At 59.4% G+C, this 17,482-nt stretch carries 14 protein-coding genes; 4 read left to right on the plus strand and 10 right to left on the minus strand.

Annotated elements, in window-relative coordinates:
• The first annotated feature begins 3 nt into the window (after positions 1–3).
• From tal to DXZ77_RS05325, 3 genes are read left to right on the plus strand one after another with little or no spacing between them, the layout of a single operon-like run.
• Complete coding sequence (gene tal, locus DXZ77_RS05315) at positions 4–1,119, plus strand: transaldolase (protein ID WP_115030519.1); 1,116 nt, start codon at positions 4–6, stop codon at positions 1,117–1,119.
• Positions 1,116–2,657 (plus strand): glucose-6-phosphate dehydrogenase, encoded by a 1,542-nt coding sequence (gene zwf, locus DXZ77_RS05320; protein WP_115030520.1) that lies wholly within the window; start codon positions 1,116–1,118, stop codon positions 2,655–2,657. Before tal ends, zwf begins: the two co-directional genes overlap by 4 nt.
• Complete coding sequence (locus DXZ77_RS05325; RefSeq protein ID WP_115030521.1) at positions 2,654–3,601, plus strand: glucose-6-phosphate dehydrogenase assembly protein OpcA; 948 nt, start codon at positions 2,654–2,656, stop codon at positions 3,599–3,601. The genes zwf and DXZ77_RS05325 overlap by 4 nt, the downstream gene beginning before the upstream one ends.
• A gap of 75 nt (positions 3,602–3,676) precedes the next feature.
• Here DXZ77_RS05325 and secG read toward each other — a convergent pair whose 3' ends face one another.
• The 10 genes from secG to uvrA form a co-directional block, all read right to left on the minus strand.
• Positions 3,677–3,922, minus strand: a complete 246-nt coding sequence (gene secG / locus DXZ77_RS05330; protein ID WP_028326324.1) for a preprotein translocase subunit SecG — start codon at positions 3,920–3,922, stop codon at positions 3,677–3,679.
• A 156-nt stretch (positions 3,923–4,078) separates the two neighbouring features.
• Positions 4,079–4,867, minus strand: coding sequence for a triose-phosphate isomerase (gene tpiA, locus DXZ77_RS05335; RefSeq protein ID WP_115030522.1), 789 nt, complete (start codon positions 4,865–4,867; stop codon positions 4,079–4,081).
• A gap of 117 nt (positions 4,868–4,984) precedes the next feature.
• Entirely contained in the window at positions 4,985–6,193 is a 1,209-nt protein-coding gene (locus DXZ77_RS05340; protein WP_115030523.1) for a phosphoglycerate kinase, read from the minus strand.
• Positions 6,194–6,423: 230 nt separating this feature from the next.
• On the minus strand, positions 6,424–7,428 hold the full coding sequence (gene gap, locus DXZ77_RS05345; protein WP_115030524.1) for a type I glyceraldehyde-3-phosphate dehydrogenase: 1,005 nt from the start codon (positions 7,426–7,428) through the stop codon (positions 6,424–6,426).
• A 364-nt stretch (positions 7,429–7,792) separates the two neighbouring features.
• Positions 7,793–8,773: a DNA-binding protein WhiA gene (gene whiA, locus DXZ77_RS05350; protein ID WP_115032612.1), complete on the minus strand. Its 981-nt coding sequence runs from the start codon at positions 8,771–8,773 to the stop codon at positions 7,793–7,795.
• 82 nt (positions 8,774–8,855) lie between these two features.
• Positions 8,856–9,794: a gluconeogenesis factor YvcK family protein gene (locus tag DXZ77_RS05355; RefSeq protein ID WP_115032613.1), complete on the minus strand. Its 939-nt coding sequence runs from the start codon at positions 9,792–9,794 to the stop codon at positions 8,856–8,858.
• Between the two features lie 2 nt (positions 9,795–9,796).
• Entirely contained in the window at positions 9,797–10,696 is a 900-nt protein-coding gene (gene rapZ / locus DXZ77_RS05360) for an RNase adapter RapZ (protein ID WP_115032615.1), read from the minus strand.
• Positions 10,697–10,880: 184 nt separating this feature from the next.
• Positions 10,881–12,986: an excinuclease ABC subunit UvrC gene (gene uvrC, locus DXZ77_RS05365; protein ID WP_115030525.1), complete on the minus strand. Its 2,106-nt coding sequence runs from the start codon at positions 12,984–12,986 to the stop codon at positions 10,881–10,883.
• A complete protein-coding gene (locus tag DXZ77_RS05370) occupies positions 12,983–13,423 on the minus strand; it encodes a Rieske (2Fe-2S) protein (protein ID WP_181816039.1) in 441 nt (146 codons plus the stop codon). The genes uvrC and DXZ77_RS05370 overlap by 4 nt, the downstream gene beginning before the upstream one ends.
• A gap of 58 nt (positions 13,424–13,481) precedes the next feature.
• The gene (gene uvrA, locus DXZ77_RS05375; RefSeq protein ID WP_115030527.1) at positions 13,482–16,631 is read right to left on the minus strand and encodes an excinuclease ABC subunit UvrA; all 3,150 of its coding nucleotides are present in this window, start codon (positions 16,629–16,631) and stop codon (positions 13,482–13,484) included.
• 104 nt (positions 16,632–16,735) lie between these two features.
• On the opposite strand from uvrA, the gene DXZ77_RS05380 reads away from it, so the two are divergent.
• Positions 16,736–17,410: an MBL fold metallo-hydrolase gene (locus DXZ77_RS05380; RefSeq protein WP_115030529.1), complete on the plus strand. Its 675-nt coding sequence runs from the start codon at positions 16,736–16,738 to the stop codon at positions 17,408–17,410.
• Positions 17,411–17,482: the final 72 nt, after the last annotated feature.

The following is a 17,482-nucleotide window of genomic DNA, read 5'->3' on the forward strand; positions in this document are numbered from 1 at the left end:
CACATGACCATCAACAGCAACATCAAAGCCCTCGCCGACGCCGGCGTCTCCGTCTGGCTCGATGACCTCTCCCGCACCCTCATCTCCAGCGGAAACCTGCAAAAACTCATCGACGAATCTGGCGTAGTAGGCGTAACCACCAACCCCACAATCTTCGCCACCGCACTATCCAACGGCGAAGCCTACGCCGACCAGGTAGCACAACTGGCCGCCGCCAACACCCCCGTTGACGATGCCGTCTTCGCCATCACCACAGACGACGTCCGCAACGCCTGCGACGTCCTCAAACCCATCTACGACGCCACCGGCGGCAAAGACGGACGCGTCTCCATCGAGGTCGACCCACGCCTGGCCCACGAAACTGACGCCACCGTCGACATGGCCAAAAAGCTCTACGCCACCGTCGACCGCGAAAACGTGATGATCAAAATCCCCGCCACCACAGCGGGCCTACCAGCCATCACAGCCGTCCTTGCCGAAGGCATCTCCGTCAACGTCACCCTTATCTTCTCTCTCGACCAATACCGCGGAGTCCTGGCAGCCTTCATCGAAGGCATCGAGAAAGCCAAGGAGGCAGGCAAAGACATCAGCAAGATCCACTCCGTGGCATCTTTCTTCGTCAGCCGCGTCGACACCGAAATCGACCCTCGACTCGAAAAGATCGGCACCGACGAAGCACTCGCTCTGCGCGGAAAAGCAGCAATCGCCAACGCACGCCTGGCCTACCAAGTTTTCGAAGAAGCCTTCGCCACCAGCCGCTGGGACGTCCTCGAAGCAGCAGGCGCAAACAAACAACGCGCACTGTGGGCATCCACCGGTGTGAAAAATCCCGAATACGACGACACCATGTACGTGGTCGACCTCGCCGCACCACACACGGTCAACACCATGCCCGGCAAAACCCTCGAAGCTGTCGCCGACCACGGCAAGGTCCGCGCCAACGCCATCGCTGGCAGCTACGAAGACTCCCAAGCCACCCTCGACAAGCTCGCCGCCCTCGGAATCTCCTACGACGAGGTCGTCACCAAGCTCGAAAAGGAAGGCGTCGAAAAATTCGAGAAGTCCTGGACCGAACTCCTGGACTCCCTCACCAGTGAACTGGAGGCCAAGAGCAAGTGAGTTCAGCGCGAGAGCCTGCAGCGGGGAATCCCCTCCGCGACCCTCGAGATAAACGACTCCCCCGCATCGCTGGGCCCTGCAGCCTAGTCATGTTCGGAGTCACCGGAGACCTATCCCGCAAAAAACTCCTACCAGCCATCTACGACCTGGCAAACCGCGGCCTCCTACCCGCCGGATTCAGCCTGATCGGATTTGGCCGCCGCGACTGGGACGACAACCAATTCGCCCAATTCGTGAAGGAGTCAGTGCAGGCCCACTCGCGCACTCCCTTCCGGTCAGAAACCTGGGACCAACTCGTCGGCGGTTTCCGGTTCGTCACCGGCGCCTTCGACGACGAAGAATCCTTCCACCGACTCAGTGAGGTCGTGGTTGCTGCCGATACCGAACGCGGCACCGGCGGCAACCACGCCTTCTACCTATCCATCCCACCCAACGCATTCGCAAAAGTCTGCGGACTCCTGCACAAAACCGGCCTCGCCGACGACAGCGACGGCTGGCGCCGCGTCGTCATCGAAAAACCCTTCGGCCACGACCTCGAATCCGCACGCGAACTCGACCGCGTTATATCCGACGTCTTCCCACCAGACTCGATCTTCCGCATCGACCACTACCTCGGCAAAGAAACCGTACAAAACATCCTGGCGCTTCGATTCGCGAACCAAATGTTCGAACCCATCTGGAACGCCCACTACGTCGACCACGTCCAAATCACCATGGCCGAAGACATCGGCATCGGCGGGCGCGCCGGCTACTACGACGGAATCGGTGCCGCCCGCGACGTCATCCAAAACCACCTCCTCCAGCTCCTGGCCCTCACCGCCATGGAAGAGCCCATCGCCTTCGACGCCGACCACCTACGCACCGAAAAAGAAAAAGCCCTAGCCAGCGTCATCATCCCCGGCCCCATCGAAGAATGCACCGCACGAGGCCAATACGCAGCCGGGTGGCAAGGTTCCGAACACGTCGCGGCATACCTCGATGAAGAAGGCGTCAACCCCTCCTCCCACACCGAAACATTCGCTGCCGTCAAACTCGAAGTCGCTACCCGCCGCTGGGCCGGTGTGCCCTTCTACCTGCGCACCGGAAAACGCCTCGCCAAACGCGTCACCGAAGTCGCAGTCGTTTTCCGCAAAGCACCGCATCTGCCCTTCGACCAAACCGCCACCGGAGAACTCGGCGCCAACGCCATCGTCATCCGCGTCCAACCCGACGAAGGCATCACCTTGCGATTCGGCGCCAAAGTACCCGGAGATCAAATGGAAGTCCGCGACGTCACCATGGACTTCGGATACGGGCGCGCCTTCACCGAGTCCAGTCCCGAAGCGTACGAACGCCTCATCCTCGACGCCCTTATCGGCGACCCACCCCTGTTCCCTCGCCACGAAGAAGTCGAGCTCTCCTGGAAAATTCTCGATCCCATCACCACACACTGGGAAAACAGCACCACTCGTCCAGAGCAATACACCCCCGGGGCATGGGGGCCCAAGAGCGCACATGAGCTGCTCGAACGCGACGGCCGTCAGTGGAGGATGCCATGATCATCGAACTGCCCGACACCTCTATCCCCGCCGTTGCTAAACGCATCATCTCCGTACGCGAAAACAACGGTGCCATGGCGTTAGGCCGGGTTATGACCCTCGTGGTCATCACCGAAGAAGAAACACTCGAACCCGTACTCCACGAAGCCCAAAACGCCACCCGCCAACACCCCAGCCGCATCATCGTGGTGGTTTCAGGAAACCCGAACAGCCGAAACAAAGTTGACGCCGAAGTGCGCATCGGCGGAGACGCCGGAGCAAGCGAAATCGTTGTTTTGAAGCTTTACGGCGAACTCACCGAACACGGCTCAGCTGTCGTCCTTCCCCTCCTATTAGCCGACTCCCCCATCGTGGCCTGGTGGCCCCGCACCGCCCCTCATAACGTCGCTGCCGACCCCATCGGTGTCCTAGCGCAACGGCGCATCACCGACGCTCAAGCACAAAAAGAATCCATCAGCTCCATGCATCACCGCGCCGAGCACTACCACCCCGGCGACACTGACCTCGCCTGGACCCGCACCACCAGATGGCGCGGAGTACTCGCCTCACTGATGGAACAACCACCACACGAAAACGTCACCGCAGCAACAGTCACCGGCAACCCTGACTCAGCCTCTGCACACCTACTCGCCGCGTGGCTCCAAGTACGGCTACAAGTGCCGGTGCAGCTGCTCACCACCACAGATCAAGAAGGAATCTACGGAGTAACCCTCGAACGCCCATCCGGAACCACCCAACTCCTCCGCCCCGACGGTGCCACCGGATACATCACCCACCCCGGTGAACCCGAACGCTGTATCTCCCTGCCTCGGCGAAACGACGACGAGAGCCTCGCTGACGAGCTCTCCCGACTCGATGCCGACGAACCCTACGCCGAAGCACTCCGACTCGGCCTGCCCGAAGTCACCATCACCCCGCAGCAGCACAGACACTCCCCCGTCTAACAGCAGCAAAATAGGGTGGGGCCCAACCTTCAAGGCTGGGCCCCACCCTATGTGTTACAGCTGGGCGAAAACCACCTAACCGGCGAAACGTGTAATAAGCCCAAGCCCAACGATCGATGCCAGCCACACCAACGCAATAAGAATCGTGTAGCGGTTGAGGTTACGTTCAGCCACCGACGAGCCACCCACAGTTGCGTGCATGGCACCACCGAACATCTCGGAGACGCCGCCACCCTGCCCCTTGTGCATGAGGATCAGAACGGTGAGGAACAAACTCGTGATGACCAGCACAACCTTGAGAACGATCGAGAGAATGTCCATGCGGTACTCCTGACCTGCCAAGCTTGACGGTACAGCGGGCACGGCGGTGCCCAATCCACTCATGAGTGTAGGCGATCACGTCGCTGCAGACGCAGCACAACCTGCGCTTGCAGCGACGAGGCCGCTCAGAAACGCTTAACCTCAAACAGTTCAGGCTCAGTTGCCAGACTGCTGGTAGGTGCAAATCGGTGTGAAATCCTCTGCCTTCAACGAAGCGCCACCAACAAGCGCGCCATCAACATCGGGCTGCGCCATGATCTCCACGACATTACCGGCCTTGACCGAACCGCCGTACAAAACACGTACAGCTTCAGCAGTCTGCTGGTCGTACAGCTCCGCGAGCTTGCCACGGATCGCTGCGCAGACCTCCTGAGCATCGGCTGGTGTAGCAACCTCGCCAGTACCAATAGCCCAAATGGGTTCGTAAGCAATAACAATGCTCTTAACCTGCTCCACCGGGATACCGGCCAGGTCCGCTTCAATCTGGCCCAGAACATGCTCGACCTGACGGTTCTCTTTACGAACCTCAAGAGCCTCACCGCAGCACAAAATAGGCGTAAGGCCGTGACGGTAGACCGCCTTCACCTTACGGTTCAGCAGCTCATCACTCTCGTGGTGGTATTCGCGACGCTCGCTGTGCCCAACCAGAACGTACGTGCATCCCAGCGCTTTGAGCATGTCACCTGAGATTTCACCGGTGTAGGCGCCACCATCGTGCTCAGAGATGTCCTGCGCACCATAAGCCAGCTTCATGTTGTCGCCCTCAACGAGGGTCTGGACTGTGCGGATGTCAGTGAAAGGCGGCACAACTGCGACCTCTACCGCCTCAAAGTCGTGCTTGGCGTCCTTCAACGCCCAGTCAAGCTTCTGTACCAAGTGGGCGCCCTGCTGGTGGTCCAGGTTCATCTTCCAGTTGCCCGCCATCAGGGGCGTACGGTTGCTCATCTCTCTCCTCGAACACGACTCTGTTACAACGAAAAAAGGGGGTATTGCTGCCCAGGGAACCGGGGCGTCTTTGTGCGGTGGCCACCAATCGGGGCCACCGCACAAAGAGGAAGCTACTTACTTAGAAAGAATCTCGATACCCGGCAGCGCCTTACCTTCGAGGTACTCGAGGCTGGCGCCACCACCGGTAGAAATGTGACCGAAGTCGTTGTCAGAGAAGCCCAGGCTCCGCACAGCAGCAGCCGAATCACCACCACCGACAACCGTCAACGCGCCACTCTTGGTCGTCTCAACAAGCGCAGCTGCAACGGCTTTGGTGCCACCAGCGAACGACCCCATCTCGAAGGCACCCATCGGCCCATTCCAGAAAATGGTTTTGCAGTCCTCGAGCTTGGAAGCAAACAACTTCTCCGTCTCAGGACCAATATCAAGACCCATCTGATCGGCAGGGATTTCCTCAGAAGAAACCACCGAAATCGGTCCATCCTCACCGAACTCCGGAGCGATCCGCGTGTCAACCGGCAACACCAGCTCGACACCGTTGGCCTCGGCAGCCTCGATGAAGCCCTTACACGCCTCGATCTTCTCTGGGTCGAGCAGGCTCTTACCCACCTCGAAACCACGAGCAGCCTGGAACGTGTACGCCATACCGCCACCGATGATCAGACGATCCGCGGTCTTCATCAGTTTCTCAATGACGGCCAGCTTGTCGGCAACCTTTGCGCCACCCAACACCACTGCGTACGGACGCGCAGGCTCCTCGGTCAAGCGCTTAAGCACCTCAACCTCAGAACGCACCAACCCACCGGCGTACGCAGGAAGTCGCGTCGCAATGTCATACACCGAGGCCTGCTTACGGTGAACCACACCGAAGCCATCAGAAACATATGCGTCAGCCAACGCGGCAAGCTTGTCGGCGAATGCTCCTCGCTCAGCCTCGTCTTTGCTTGTCTCACCAGCGTTGAAACGCAGGTTCTCCAACAACGCGACCTGGCCATCCTGCAATCCAGCAACAACGCTGGCAGCAGAGTCACCCACCGTGTCCTCAGCGAACGCGACATCCAAACCAAGCAGCTCACTCAAACGCCCCACTACCGGCTTAAGCGAGTACTTTTCCTCTGGCGTGCCCTTTGGACGCCCCAAGTGAGCCACCACAATAACCCGCGCACCCGCATCAGCCAGCGCCTTAATCGTGGGGATCGATGCCCGCACACGACCGTCATCAGTGATGTTGCGGGATTCATCCAGCGGCACGTTCAAGTCGCTACGAACCAGCACGCGCTTACCGCTCACACCCGAGTTAATGAGCTCCTCGGTGGTCTTCATACGCATTCACTCCTTCAGAGCCCGACCACATGGACAACACCACGAGCCAGACGATGCAAAGTTCAGGTAGATCAAGCCCGCATCCACACCGGAACGAGCCCAGACAACGACGCGTGCGCCGGGCGACCGGGATTCCGGCCACCCGGCGCACGCGCGAAGTCAATGCGAAGCGACGGAGACGATGACGTGATCAGCCACTCCGTGCCACGCCACATCGATGAGAATCGACGTCAGAGCGACTTGCCGACCAGCGTGGTTAGGTCCACGAGACGGTTCGAGTAACCCCACTCATTGTCGTACCAGCCGACAACCTTCACCTGGTTGCCGATAACCTTGGTCAAACCAGCGTCGAAGATGCAGGAGTGCGGGTCGGTCTCAATGTCCTTGGAAACGATCGGGTCCTCGGTGTAGGACAGGATGCCCTTGAGCGGGCCCTCCGCGGCAGCCTTGACCGCAGCGTTGATCTCCTCAACCGTGGTTTCCTTGCCAGCCTCGAAGGTGAGGTCGGTGGCCGAACCCGTCGGTGTGGGAACACGCAGGGCGTAGCCGTCGAACTTGCCCTTCAGCTCCGGCAGAACCAGCGCCACCGCAGAAGCGGCACCCGTCTTGGTCGGGACAATGTTCAGGGCTGCAGCGCGGGAACGACGCAGGTCGCTGTGCGGGCCGTCCTGCAGGTTCTGGTCGGCGGTGTATGCGTGCACCGTCGTCATCAGACCCTTCTCGATACCTACGGCCTCGTTGAGGACCTTGGCCATCGGGGCCAGGCAGTTCGTCGTGCACGAAGCGTTCGAGATGATGGTGTGCTTGGCAGCGTCGTAGTCACCGTCGTTAACACCCATGACGATGGTGATGTCTTCGTTCTTCGCCGGAGCGGAGATGATGACCTTCTTCGCACCACCGGTGAGGTGCTTCTTAGCGTCCTCAGCCTTGGTGAAACGACCCGTGGACTCGATCACGATGTCCGCGCCAACAGAAGCCCAGTCCAGATTGGCCGGGTCGCGCTCTTCGAAAACCTTGATGGTCTTACCGCCAACGGTGATCGAGGACTCGTCGTAGGTGACGTCCTGCGGGAAACGCCCCAGGATCGAGTCGTACTTGAGCAGGTGGGCGAGCGTCTTGTTGTCGGTGAGGTCGTTGACCGCAACGATCTCGACATCGGCGCCAGATGCGGCGACAGCACGGAAGAAGTTGCGGCCAATACGGCCAAATCCGTTGATACCTACGCGAACAGTCACAGGTGAACCTTCCTGGAAGCGTTGTCTATGAACGGTGCGGGCACGTCATCAGCGTGGACCCGAAACGGGCGACCACTGTGAGAAAACCTTCCGGCGCACCCCTCACAGTGTTCAACGCGTATATCTCCCCACTGTTCCTTACAGAGCAGTGAAATTCACCGAAATATGCGTAGAGCAAGCCATACGGCCCGTCGCACGCACACTCGATGGGAGATTCCGTTCGAGTCGCACACCTGCGTGCGACACTCCGAGCCTATGCCATGAGCACGTCGCCCAAAATCCTTACCTGCGAGATAGAGACTTTCGTCTCTCTCCTTTTCGCAACAATTTGCGCCTGAGCTGCAAAATCAGATGAGATTCCCGATCAGGAATCAACTGTCTCCTCATTCAAAGCAGACTCGGTATTCGGTATACCCAACGACGCAGCCCTCTTATCCGCCATCGCCAACAACCGCCGAATACGGCCAGCGACAGCATCCTTGGTCATCGGAGGCTGAGCCAAACCACCCAGCTCCTCCAAACTCGCCTGCTTATGCGCCAACCGCAGCTCCCCAGCAGCCTTCAGATGATCCGGAACGTCATCGCCCAAAATTTCCAACGCACGACGCACCCGCGCCCCCGCAGCCACCGCCGCCCGCGCGGATCTGCGCAAATTCGCGTCATCAAAATTAGCCAACCGGTTCGCTGTGGCCCGAACTTCCCGACGCACCCGCCGCTCTTCCCACGCCAAGACAGCATCATGGGCACCCATCCGCGTCAACATCGCCCCAATAGCGTCACCATCACGGATCACTACCCGATCCACACCGCGCACCTCACGGGCCTTGACCGCGATACCCAGCCGGCGGGCCGCACCCACCATCGCCAACGCAACTTCTGGCCCCGGACTGGTGATCTCCAACGAACTCGACCGCCCCGGCTCCGTCAGCGACCCATGCGCCAAAAACGCGCCCCGCCAAGCAGCCTCCGCATCACACGTCGACCCATTCACCACCCGCGGCGGCAACCCCCGCACCGGGCGGCCCCGCACATCAATCAACCCTGTCTGCCGCGCAACCGCCGCACCACCCTCATGCACCTGCACCACATACCGCGTAGAACGATGCAAACCACCGGCAGCAACCACCATGAACCGCGACTGCACCCCATACAACTCACCCAACACCGCATGCAGCCGCCGGGCACTAGCTGCCGTATCCACCTCAGCCTCAATCACCACCTGCCCCGAGACGAGATGTAACCCCCCTGTGAACCTCAACAAAGCACTCACCTCTGCCTTTCGGCAGCACGGCTTAGTCACGTTCAGCCGACTCAACTCGTCCTTCACCTTCGCGGTCATCGCCATGTCGACAATCCTGCCACCCGGGTCAAGCACCCCTTAGAGCACGCAGAAGCACCCCAAACACGCAAAACCCAACAAAACCCACTCAGGCAAACAAGTCCCGATACGCCGCAGCCAACCGCAACGTGTCATGCACCTCAGCAGACTCACTGGAGGCCAACCGCGTCAACACCACCGTGGCTCCCAGCTCAGCCGCCGCGTCCCGCAGCGCTTCCTCGTCATCAACCGCAGCTGGATCCGCCAACACCGCATCCACCCGGAACCCCGGCGCATAGGCCGCCAGCGACTCAATATGCCGCGCAGCCGTATACCCACTCGTCTCGCCCGTGCCCGGCGACAAATTCAACGTCAACACACGTTTAGCCGAAGTTTGACACAGCGCAGCCCGCAACTGCGGCACCAACATGTGCGGCATCACCGACGTAAACCACGAACCAGGCCCAAGAATCACCCAATCTGCCTGATCAATCGCAGCCAACGCCTCTGGGCACGCCGGAGGATCCGCCGGATCAAGACGCACCGAAGCCACCTGACCGCTCGTCTTCGCTACGGACACCTGCCCCCGCAGCAACACCGACGCCTGCGGATCTTCAGGCACCAAATCAGTCACATCGGCCTCAATCACCAACGGCACCCCCGCCATTGGCAAAACTCGTCCACGAGCATCAACCAGACGCACCAACGCATCCAGCCCCGCAACTGGGTCATCCAGCAGATCCCACAACGTCAGGATGAGCAAATTCCCCGCCGCATGGCCCTCTAATGCACCGCCAGCCCCATACCGATGCTGCAGCACCTGACGCCACCGACGTCCCTCCGCCGTGTCATCACACAATGCAGCAACCGCCATCCGCAGATCACCCGGCGGTAACACTTCATACTCACGCCGCAAACGACCACTGGAGCCGCCATCATCAGCAACCGTCACCACTGCCGTGATCTCATCGGTCACATGGCGCAACGCCCCCAACGATGCAGCCAACCCATGGCCACCCCCCAACGCCACAACGCGTGGATCCCCAATGCTCACTCGCGCCCCAGATCGCGATGAAACGTCATCACAGACACCTCCGCCGTCCCGATACGGTCACTCAACGCCTGAGCCACCGCCACTGAACGGTGCTTACCGCCCGTACAGCCAATGGCGACAGTGACATACCGGCGCCCTTCAGACAAATACCCCTCAATCATGACCTGCAGCACACTGTCCAACCGCTCCAAGAACTCCACCGCCCCTGGACGAGACAACACATACTCCGACACCGGTGCATCAAGCCCATTGAACGGGCGCAACTCCGGAATCCAGAACGGATTGGGTAAAAAGCGCATATCAAATACCACGTCCGCATCCAACGGAACCCCGTACTTGAACCCGAAAGACACCACTGCCATACGCAGCCGCACCTGCGTGGCCTCGGCAATCATCGACCGCACCTTGGCCGACAACTGATGCACATTCAAACCAGAGGTGTCCACAACCAGATCTGATACAGACCGCAAATCCGCCAGTCGAGCCCGCTCCGCCTGGATACCGTCAAGCAGCCGCCCCTCCCCCTGCAACGGGTGCGGACGACGCACACTCTCAAAACGCCTCACCAACGATTCATCATCAGCATCAAAGAAAATAATCCGAGGATTGATGCCTGCCTCACGCAGCCGCATCAGAGCCGAGAACAATGCATCGAAAAACTCCATCGACCGCACGTCGGCAACAACTGCGAGCCTACGCACCGTGCTCGATGGGCGAGCCATAAGGCGCCCCAGCTCAGAAAGCATCTCTGGCGGAAGGTTGTCCACTACGTACCAGCCGAGATCTTCCATGCTCCGGGCCGCAGTGCTACGGCCTGCCCCGCTCATACCGGTCAAGATGACAAACGGCATGCCTTCATCCAGGGCGTTCTCTCCCGGTGGGTGTCCTTCCCCCATAAACGTTGGTTCAGAACTCATGATTTCCCCCATCCTTGACGCACTGCCATTTTCCCTCGACACCACCGTATGAGCCCCCGCACTCATGAATCGGCCGCATCAGCATCATTTGCAGCAATGATGCACTCCCCCTTCAACCTTGACACACACCACCACTCGCGGCGAGAACTGTGCTGGGTCTATTTCAGGAAACTTCGCCGGTCACGGTATTGATGCTGGGATCCGGTGTGTTCGCTGCAAGCGCGGTGACAATCACCTCTGCCAGCTTGGGGCCAATTCCTTTCACCGCTGTCAGCTCTTCAGGGGTTGCTTCACGTATGCGTTTCACCGAACCGAAATGCGACAGAAGCGCCTTACGCTTACTTTCTCCCAAACCAGGGATGCCATCCAGGGCGCTACGCGTCATCGCTGTACTGCGCCGTTGCCGATGGAATGTGATTGCGAATCGGTGCGCTTCATCACGCAAGCGCTGCAGCAGAAACAGCCCTTCACTCGTGCGCGGTAACACGATCGGAAAATCATCGTCGGGTAGCCAGATCTCTTCCAGTCGTTTCGCCAGGCCGACAACGACGACATCATCAACGCCGATTTCATCAAGAGCTTCTTGCGCCGCCCGCACCTGAGGCAGCCCCCCGTCAACCACTACAAGCTGAGGGCTGTAGGCGAACTTCGTTGGCGCCGAGGCACAAGCAGCTGTCCCAGCTCCTGCTATCGGTCTACCGCACCGGTCAAGTGTGAGTTCATCTCGTGTGTCAAAGTTCACGGCCTCTGCCGCCGAAGCGGTAGGCGTCAATGCTTGTTCGTCGATAGATGGGGCTCGTGCGGCGCGTTCCCGCTCACGGCGGGTGAAACGCCGTTGCAGAACTTCCCGCATCGCAGCAGTGTCATCATTACCCACCTCAGGGCCCAACCCCGCCACAGGAGTGGGGCCAGAAGCGTTGGAATCCACGGGGGTTGGGTTTCGCCCTGTGCCACGAATAACGAATCGTCGGTATTCCGACTTGCGGGGAAGGCCATCTTCGAAAACGACCATTGAGCCCACCACATTCGTCCCTTGGATGTGGGAGATGTCGTAGCACTCGATGCGCAGCGGAGCCTCATCCAGACCGATGGCATCTTGGAGTTCCTGCAATGCGCGACTGCGGTTAGTGAGGTCACCTGCGCGGGTGAGTTTGTGCCGGGCTAGAGCCTGCTCGGCATTGCGCGTTACCGTCTCTAGGAGGGCTTTTTTGTCGCCGCGTTGGGGGATGCGCAGAGCCACGTTGGCGCCGCGCCGCTCCCCCATCCAGGCGCGGAGCACTTCATCGTCAGCAGGAAGTGCCGGGACCAATACTTCGTGGGGTACTACTTCTCCAGCTTCACCGCCATAGATGCGTTGGAGTAGGTGCTCCACGATACGGCCATCGTCTTCGTCTTGCCGTTCGGCAACCCAGCCTCGTTGCCCTTTTATTCGACCACCTCGAACATGGAACACCTGGACTGACACTTCTAGGTCATCGCCTGCCAGGCCGAATACGTCAGCATCTGTCGCGTCTCCCAACACCACAGCGGTTTTCGCTAGTGCTGTTTTGAGTGCGGCGACATGGTCTCGCAGGCGGGCTGCCTGTTCGAAGTCAAGATCGGCGGCCGCGGCACGCATTTTTTTCTCTAGCCGGGTGACGAACTTGTCCGAGTTTCCTTCGAGGAAGTCACACAGGTCTTCGGCCAGCTCACGATGTGATTCTTCGTTGACTCGCCCAACGCACGGTGCTGCGCATTTGTCGATGTACCCGAATAGGCATGGCCGCCCTGATGCTTCGGCCCGGCGAAAAACCCCCGCACTGCAGGTACGCACTGGAAACACACGTAGGAGGAGATCGAGAGTTTCCCGGATCGCCCAGGCGTGGGTGTACGGCCCGAAGTAGCGGTTGCCTTTTTTCTTGTTTCCGCGCATAACCAGGGCGCGCGGGAATTTCTCAGCCATCGTGACCGCGAGATAGGGGTAGGACTTGTCATCGCGGTATTTGACGTTGAATCGTGGATCGAACTCTTTGATCCACGAGTATTCAAGTTGGAGCGCCTCGACCTCATTGGATACCACCGTCCACTCGACACGGCTGGCTGTTGTCACCATCGTGCGGGTGCGCGGGTGTAGCTGTGTCAGGTCTTGGAAGTAACTCGACAGGCGAGGCCGCAGCGATTTTGCTTTGCCGACATAAATGACCCTTCCCTCGGGGTCACGGAACCGGTAAACGCCCGGATCTGTGGGGATTTCTCCAGGGCGGGGCCGGTAGTGGGTTGGGTCACTCACGCGACCGGTACGTCGAATTTCTGCAGTGCTGCAGGCGCGGGGCCAGCAACTGGCTGTCCGGTAGCTGGGTCATATTGCGCACCGTGCTTGGGGCAGACCAGCTTTCCATCATCGGACATTTGGTCAATGATGCCCCCGTCATGCGTGCAGACGCTCGAGAACACCATGTAGCTACCCTTTTTGGGTTGGGTCACCACAAGAGCGGGCTCTTCGATGAAAGCTGCCCCACCAACGGGGGCTTTTCCTTCAGAAACAGCTTTTTTAACGGCAGCGATCACCGCGGCCTGGTCCACTTTCGGCGCGGCAGGCTGGCCAGCGCCACACGCAGCGAGAATGGTGATTGTGGCGGCAGAAACGCCCAGGCCAGTAATGCCGCGCAAGACGGTACGGCGGTCCATGTCACGGTTTCCTGCCGGTTGGCGTTGTTCGACGGTCATGTCGGTTCCTTCCTGCTGGTGGCGACGTGGGGTGCACACGTCTGGACACATTCTCGCGTCAGGACTTCAATGCTTTGGCCTTGCGGCGTGTAGAGGCACTTACGCCACTGCTCTTGGCCGTTGTTTTCGCATTTTTCCCGGTTGTTGTCTTTTTCGCAGCACTGGTTTTTTTCGTGCTGCTTTTAGCTGCCGTCGAGGCTGTTGCCGTTTTCCCCGAAGCCGTGGATGGTTTCACGATCGTGGGCGTAACGCCGGAGCGTTCCAACAGGGGCGCCAGGTAAGTTCCGGTGTGGCTTCCTTCAGTACGGGCGATGTCTTCTGGGGTTCCTTCAGCGACAACAGTTCCGCCGCCAGCGCCTCCCTCAGGCCCCATGTCGATGATCCAGTCTGCTGACTTGATGACATCCAGGTTGTGTTCGATCACGACAACCGTGTTGGACTTGTCCACCAGCCCCTGCAGCACAAGAAGGAGTTTGCGGACGTCTTCGAAATGCAGTCCTGTGGTGGGTTCATCAAGGACATAGATCGTTTTTCCTGTGCTGCGGCGTTGAAGTTCAGTGGCAAGTTTGACGCGTTGGGCCTCACCGCCAGAGAGAGTGGTAGCTGGCTGCCCTAAGCGCACATATCCCAGACCGACTTGGGTGAGTGTTTCTAGGTAGCGGACAATCCCAGTCATGGCGCCGAAAAATTCGGCAGCTTCAGCGATGGGCATGTCGAGAACTTCGGCGATGGATTTGCCTTTGAACTTCACTTCGAGGGTTTCGCGGTTGTAGCGGGCTCCGTGGCACACCTCGCAGGGCACGTACACGTCAGGAAGGAAGTTCATTTCAATTTTTAGGGTGCCGTCACCGTGGCAGGCTTCGCATCTGCCGCCTTTGACGTTGAAAGAGAACCGTCCGGCGGTGTAGCCGCGCATCTTTGCCTCGTTGGTTTCGGCGAAGAGTTTACGGATCTTATCGAAAACACCTGTGTAGGTGGCTGGGTTGGATCGTGGAGTTCGCCCGATTGGACTCTGATCAACGTGAACAACTTTGTCGAGTTGTTCGGTGCCCTGAACTTGCCGGTGACGGCCGGGGACGTGACGGGCCCGGTTAAGCCGGTTGGCGAGCACGTTATAAAGGATGTCGTTGACGAGGGTGGATTTCCCAGATCCGGAAACACCAGTGACGGCGACGAAGCAGCCTAACGGCACAGTGACGTCAATGTTTTTCAGGTTGTTTTGTTTTGCACCTAGGACGCGCAGGGTGCGGTTTTTGTCGATGCCTCGGCGGGTAGCGGGGACGCTGATTTCTTTGCGGCCAGACAGGTACGCCCCGGTGACGGATCGGTCAACTGTTTTGATGCCCTCCACGGGGCCGGAGTAGACAACTTCACCGCCGTTTTCGCCCGCCCCAGGGCCGATGTCAACCAGCCAGTCCGCAGAATCGATGGTGTCTTCATCATGCTCAACCACGATGAGTGTGTTGCCGAGGTCGCGCAGGCGTTTCAACGTGCCGATGAGGCGGTCGTTGTCGCGTTGGTGTAGCCCAATGGAAGGTTCATCGAGAACGTAGAGCACGCCAACAAGGCCTGAACCGATTTGGGTGGCAAGGCGGATGCGTTGTGCCTCGCCACCGGAGAGAGTGGATGCGGGCCGAGACAGGGACAGGTAGTCCAGGCCAACGTCAAGGAGGAATCCGAGTCGGGCACCGACTTCACGCATCACTGCGTCAGCGACTTGTTTTTCTCGGTCGGTGAATTCGACGGAGGACAAGAAGTCCAGACATTCCTGAATGGCTAGGTCGGACACTTCGGCGATGTTGCGTCCACCGATGGTCACAGCGAGAACTTCGGGTTTCAGGCGCGCTCCGTGACAGGACGGGCACGGGATTTCCCGCATGTAACCTTCGTAGCGTTCCCGTGATGATTCGGATTCGGTTTCTTTGTAGCGGCGATTCACGGTGGCGATCGCGCCTTCGAATCCGGTGGTGTAGGCCCGTTCTCGGCCCCACCGGTTTCGATATTTGACGTGGACTTTGTAGTTCTTTCCGTGCAGGAGTGCTTCTTTGGCTTCGCTGGACAGCGAACGCCACGGCTGGTCCAGGGTGAAGTGCAGCTCTTGAGCTAGCGCGCTGACTACTTTTTCGTAATAGTCGGCGAGTTTTCCGGCTTGAGACCAGGGCTGAATGGCGCCTTCCCTGATAGACAGTTCTTCGTCTGGGACGATGAGTTCGGGGTCTACTTCTTTTTCGGTGCCGATGCCGGTGCAGGTAGGGCAGGCACCGAAAGGGCTGTTAAACGAGAAGGTGCGAGGTTCGAAAGCTTCGACGTTGATTTCATGCTCGTTGGGGCAGGCCAGGTTTTCGGAGAATCGTCGCCGCGCTGGTAGGTCACTGTCACTGTTGTCAGTGACATCAACGAAGTCGATGAGCACGATCCCTGCGGCCAGGCGTAGCGCTGTTTCGACTGAGTCAGTGAGACGTTGACGGTTGGTGTCTTGTCCTGGCCCTTTAGCGACGAGGCGATCGATGATCACCTCGATGGTGTGTTTCTTTTGTTTTTCTAGGGCGGGTGGGTCGGTGAGCTCATAGCGCTGCCCATCGATCAGCGCCCGCGAGTATCCCTGTTGTTGCAGGTCTTTCAACAGTTCAATGTGTTCGCCTTTACGGCCGCGCACCACCGGCGCTAACACCTGGAATCGGGTGCGCTCAGGAAGTTCCATCAGCTGGTCAACGATTTGCTGCGGTGTTTGTCGTGTGATGGCTTCGCCACACACCGGGCAGTGGGCTCGGCCAGCGCGAGAGAACAACAGTCGCAGGTGGTCATGTACCTCTGTGATGGTTCCCACCGTGGATCGGGGGTTGCGGTTGGTGCCTTTTTGATCGATAGACACCGCCGGGGACAGGCCCTCGATCATGTCGACGTCGGGTTTGTCCATCTGCCCAAGGAACATGCGTGCATATGAGGACAGGGACTCAACGTAGCGTCGTTGCCCTTCAGCGAAAATCGTGTCGAAAGCCAAGGAGGATTTCCCTGACCCGGATAAGCCGGTGAATACGACCAGCGAGTCACGGGGGATGTCGATCCCGGCATTCTTCAGGTTATGTTCCCTGGCCCCGCGTACGACGATACGACCAGAGCTACCCTCGGCCGTCCCCGATCGACGCGCTACGGATGATGAAGAAGCTTCGACTGGCACACATGTCACTCTAGGGGCAGGGGGCGACATCGTTCGCGCCAGCGGCATGGGCGATTCATTCATCAACGTTGTTACATAAGGCCCGCCTGATCATTCTTAAACACCACTGCGCCAGCGATCTACCAGGAGAGAGCATGCAGGACACCCACAGTCACTACACCGGCGAGGTCGTCAGCGGAGGCCCCAGCGACGTACGTGACCTCGGCACGCTCACTATCCGTAAAGCCAGCGTCGGCCCGATGAACAACAACGTCTATCTACTTACGCCTAGCGACGGCAGTGGATCTCTGCTGATCGATGCCGCCACCGATGCAGCACGGGTCAACGGCTTGATCGCTGAGAGCGCAGCACCTGTAGCCACGATCGTGACTACGCACCGACACCCCGACCACACCGGAGCTCTGGTTGAGATCGCAGATGCCACGGGGGCTGAAACCATCGCAGGGGTACGTGACGCCGCCGCTCTTCCTCTGCCAGCGCATCGGACTGTGGATCACGGAGACACCATCACCGTTGGGGAACACACTGTGGACGTCATCGCGCTGCGGGGACACACTCCTGGCGCGATTGCATTGGCCTGGACCGCCCCCGATGGCAGCGCGCACCTTTTCACTGGGGACTCGCTTTTTCCTGGCGGCGTAGGAAAAACAGACAGCCCTGAAGATTTTGTTTCACTCATCGATGACGTCGAGCAGCGCCTTTTCGACGTATATGACGATGATGCCTGGGTTTACCCCGGGCACGGCTCGGACACCACCATCGGCACCGAACGCCCCAGCCTTCCTGAATGGCGCCAGCGGGGCTGGTAGCCCCACTGGCGGTGAGGCCGTAACAAGCTGGGAGTCGCGGTCTTTTCGCCGTACAGGGCCAGGACACGCTCG

Source organism: Dermatophilus congolensis (genome assembly GCF_900447215.1).
Lineage (GTDB): Bacteria > Actinomycetota > Actinomycetes > Actinomycetales > Dermatophilaceae > Dermatophilus > Dermatophilus congolensis_A.

Excerpts from the sequence above, each read along its gene's own strand:
- tal (WP_115030519.1), top strand. The coding sequence starts at position 4 with ATGACCATCAACAGCAACATCAAAGCCCTCGCCGACGCCGGCGTCTCC.
- DXZ77_RS05325 (WP_115030521.1), top strand. The coding sequence starts at position 2,654 with ATGATCATCGAACTGCCCGACACCTCTATCCCCGCCGTTGCTAAACGC.
- secG (WP_028326324.1), bottom strand. The coding sequence starts at position 3,922 with ATGGACATTCTCTCGATCGTTCTCAAGGTTGTGCTGGTCATCACGAGT.
- tpiA (WP_115030522.1), bottom strand. The coding sequence starts at position 4,867 with ATGAGCAACCGTACGCCCCTGATGGCGGGCAACTGGAAGATGAACCTG.
- DXZ77_RS05340 (WP_115030523.1), bottom strand. The coding sequence starts at position 6,193 with ATGAAGACCACCGAGGAGCTCATTAACTCGGGTGTGAGCGGTAAGCGC.
- whiA (WP_115032612.1), bottom strand. The coding sequence starts at position 8,773 with ATGGCGATGACCGCGAAGGTGAAGGACGAGTTGAGTCGGCTGAACGTG.
- rapZ (WP_115032615.1), bottom strand. The coding sequence starts at position 10,696 with ATGGGGGAAGGACACCCACCGGGAGAGAACGCCCTGGATGAAGGCATG.
- DXZ77_RS05370 (WP_181816039.1), bottom strand. The coding sequence starts at position 13,423 with ATGACCGTCGAACAACGCCAACCGGCAGGAAACCGTGACATGGACCGC.
- uvrA (WP_115030527.1), bottom strand. The coding sequence starts at position 16,631 with ATGTCGCCCCCTGCCCCTAGAGTGACATGTGTGCCAGTCGAAGCTTCT.
- DXZ77_RS05380 (WP_115030529.1), top strand. The coding sequence starts at position 16,736 with ATGCAGGACACCCACAGTCACTACACCGGCGAGGTCGTCAGCGGAGGC.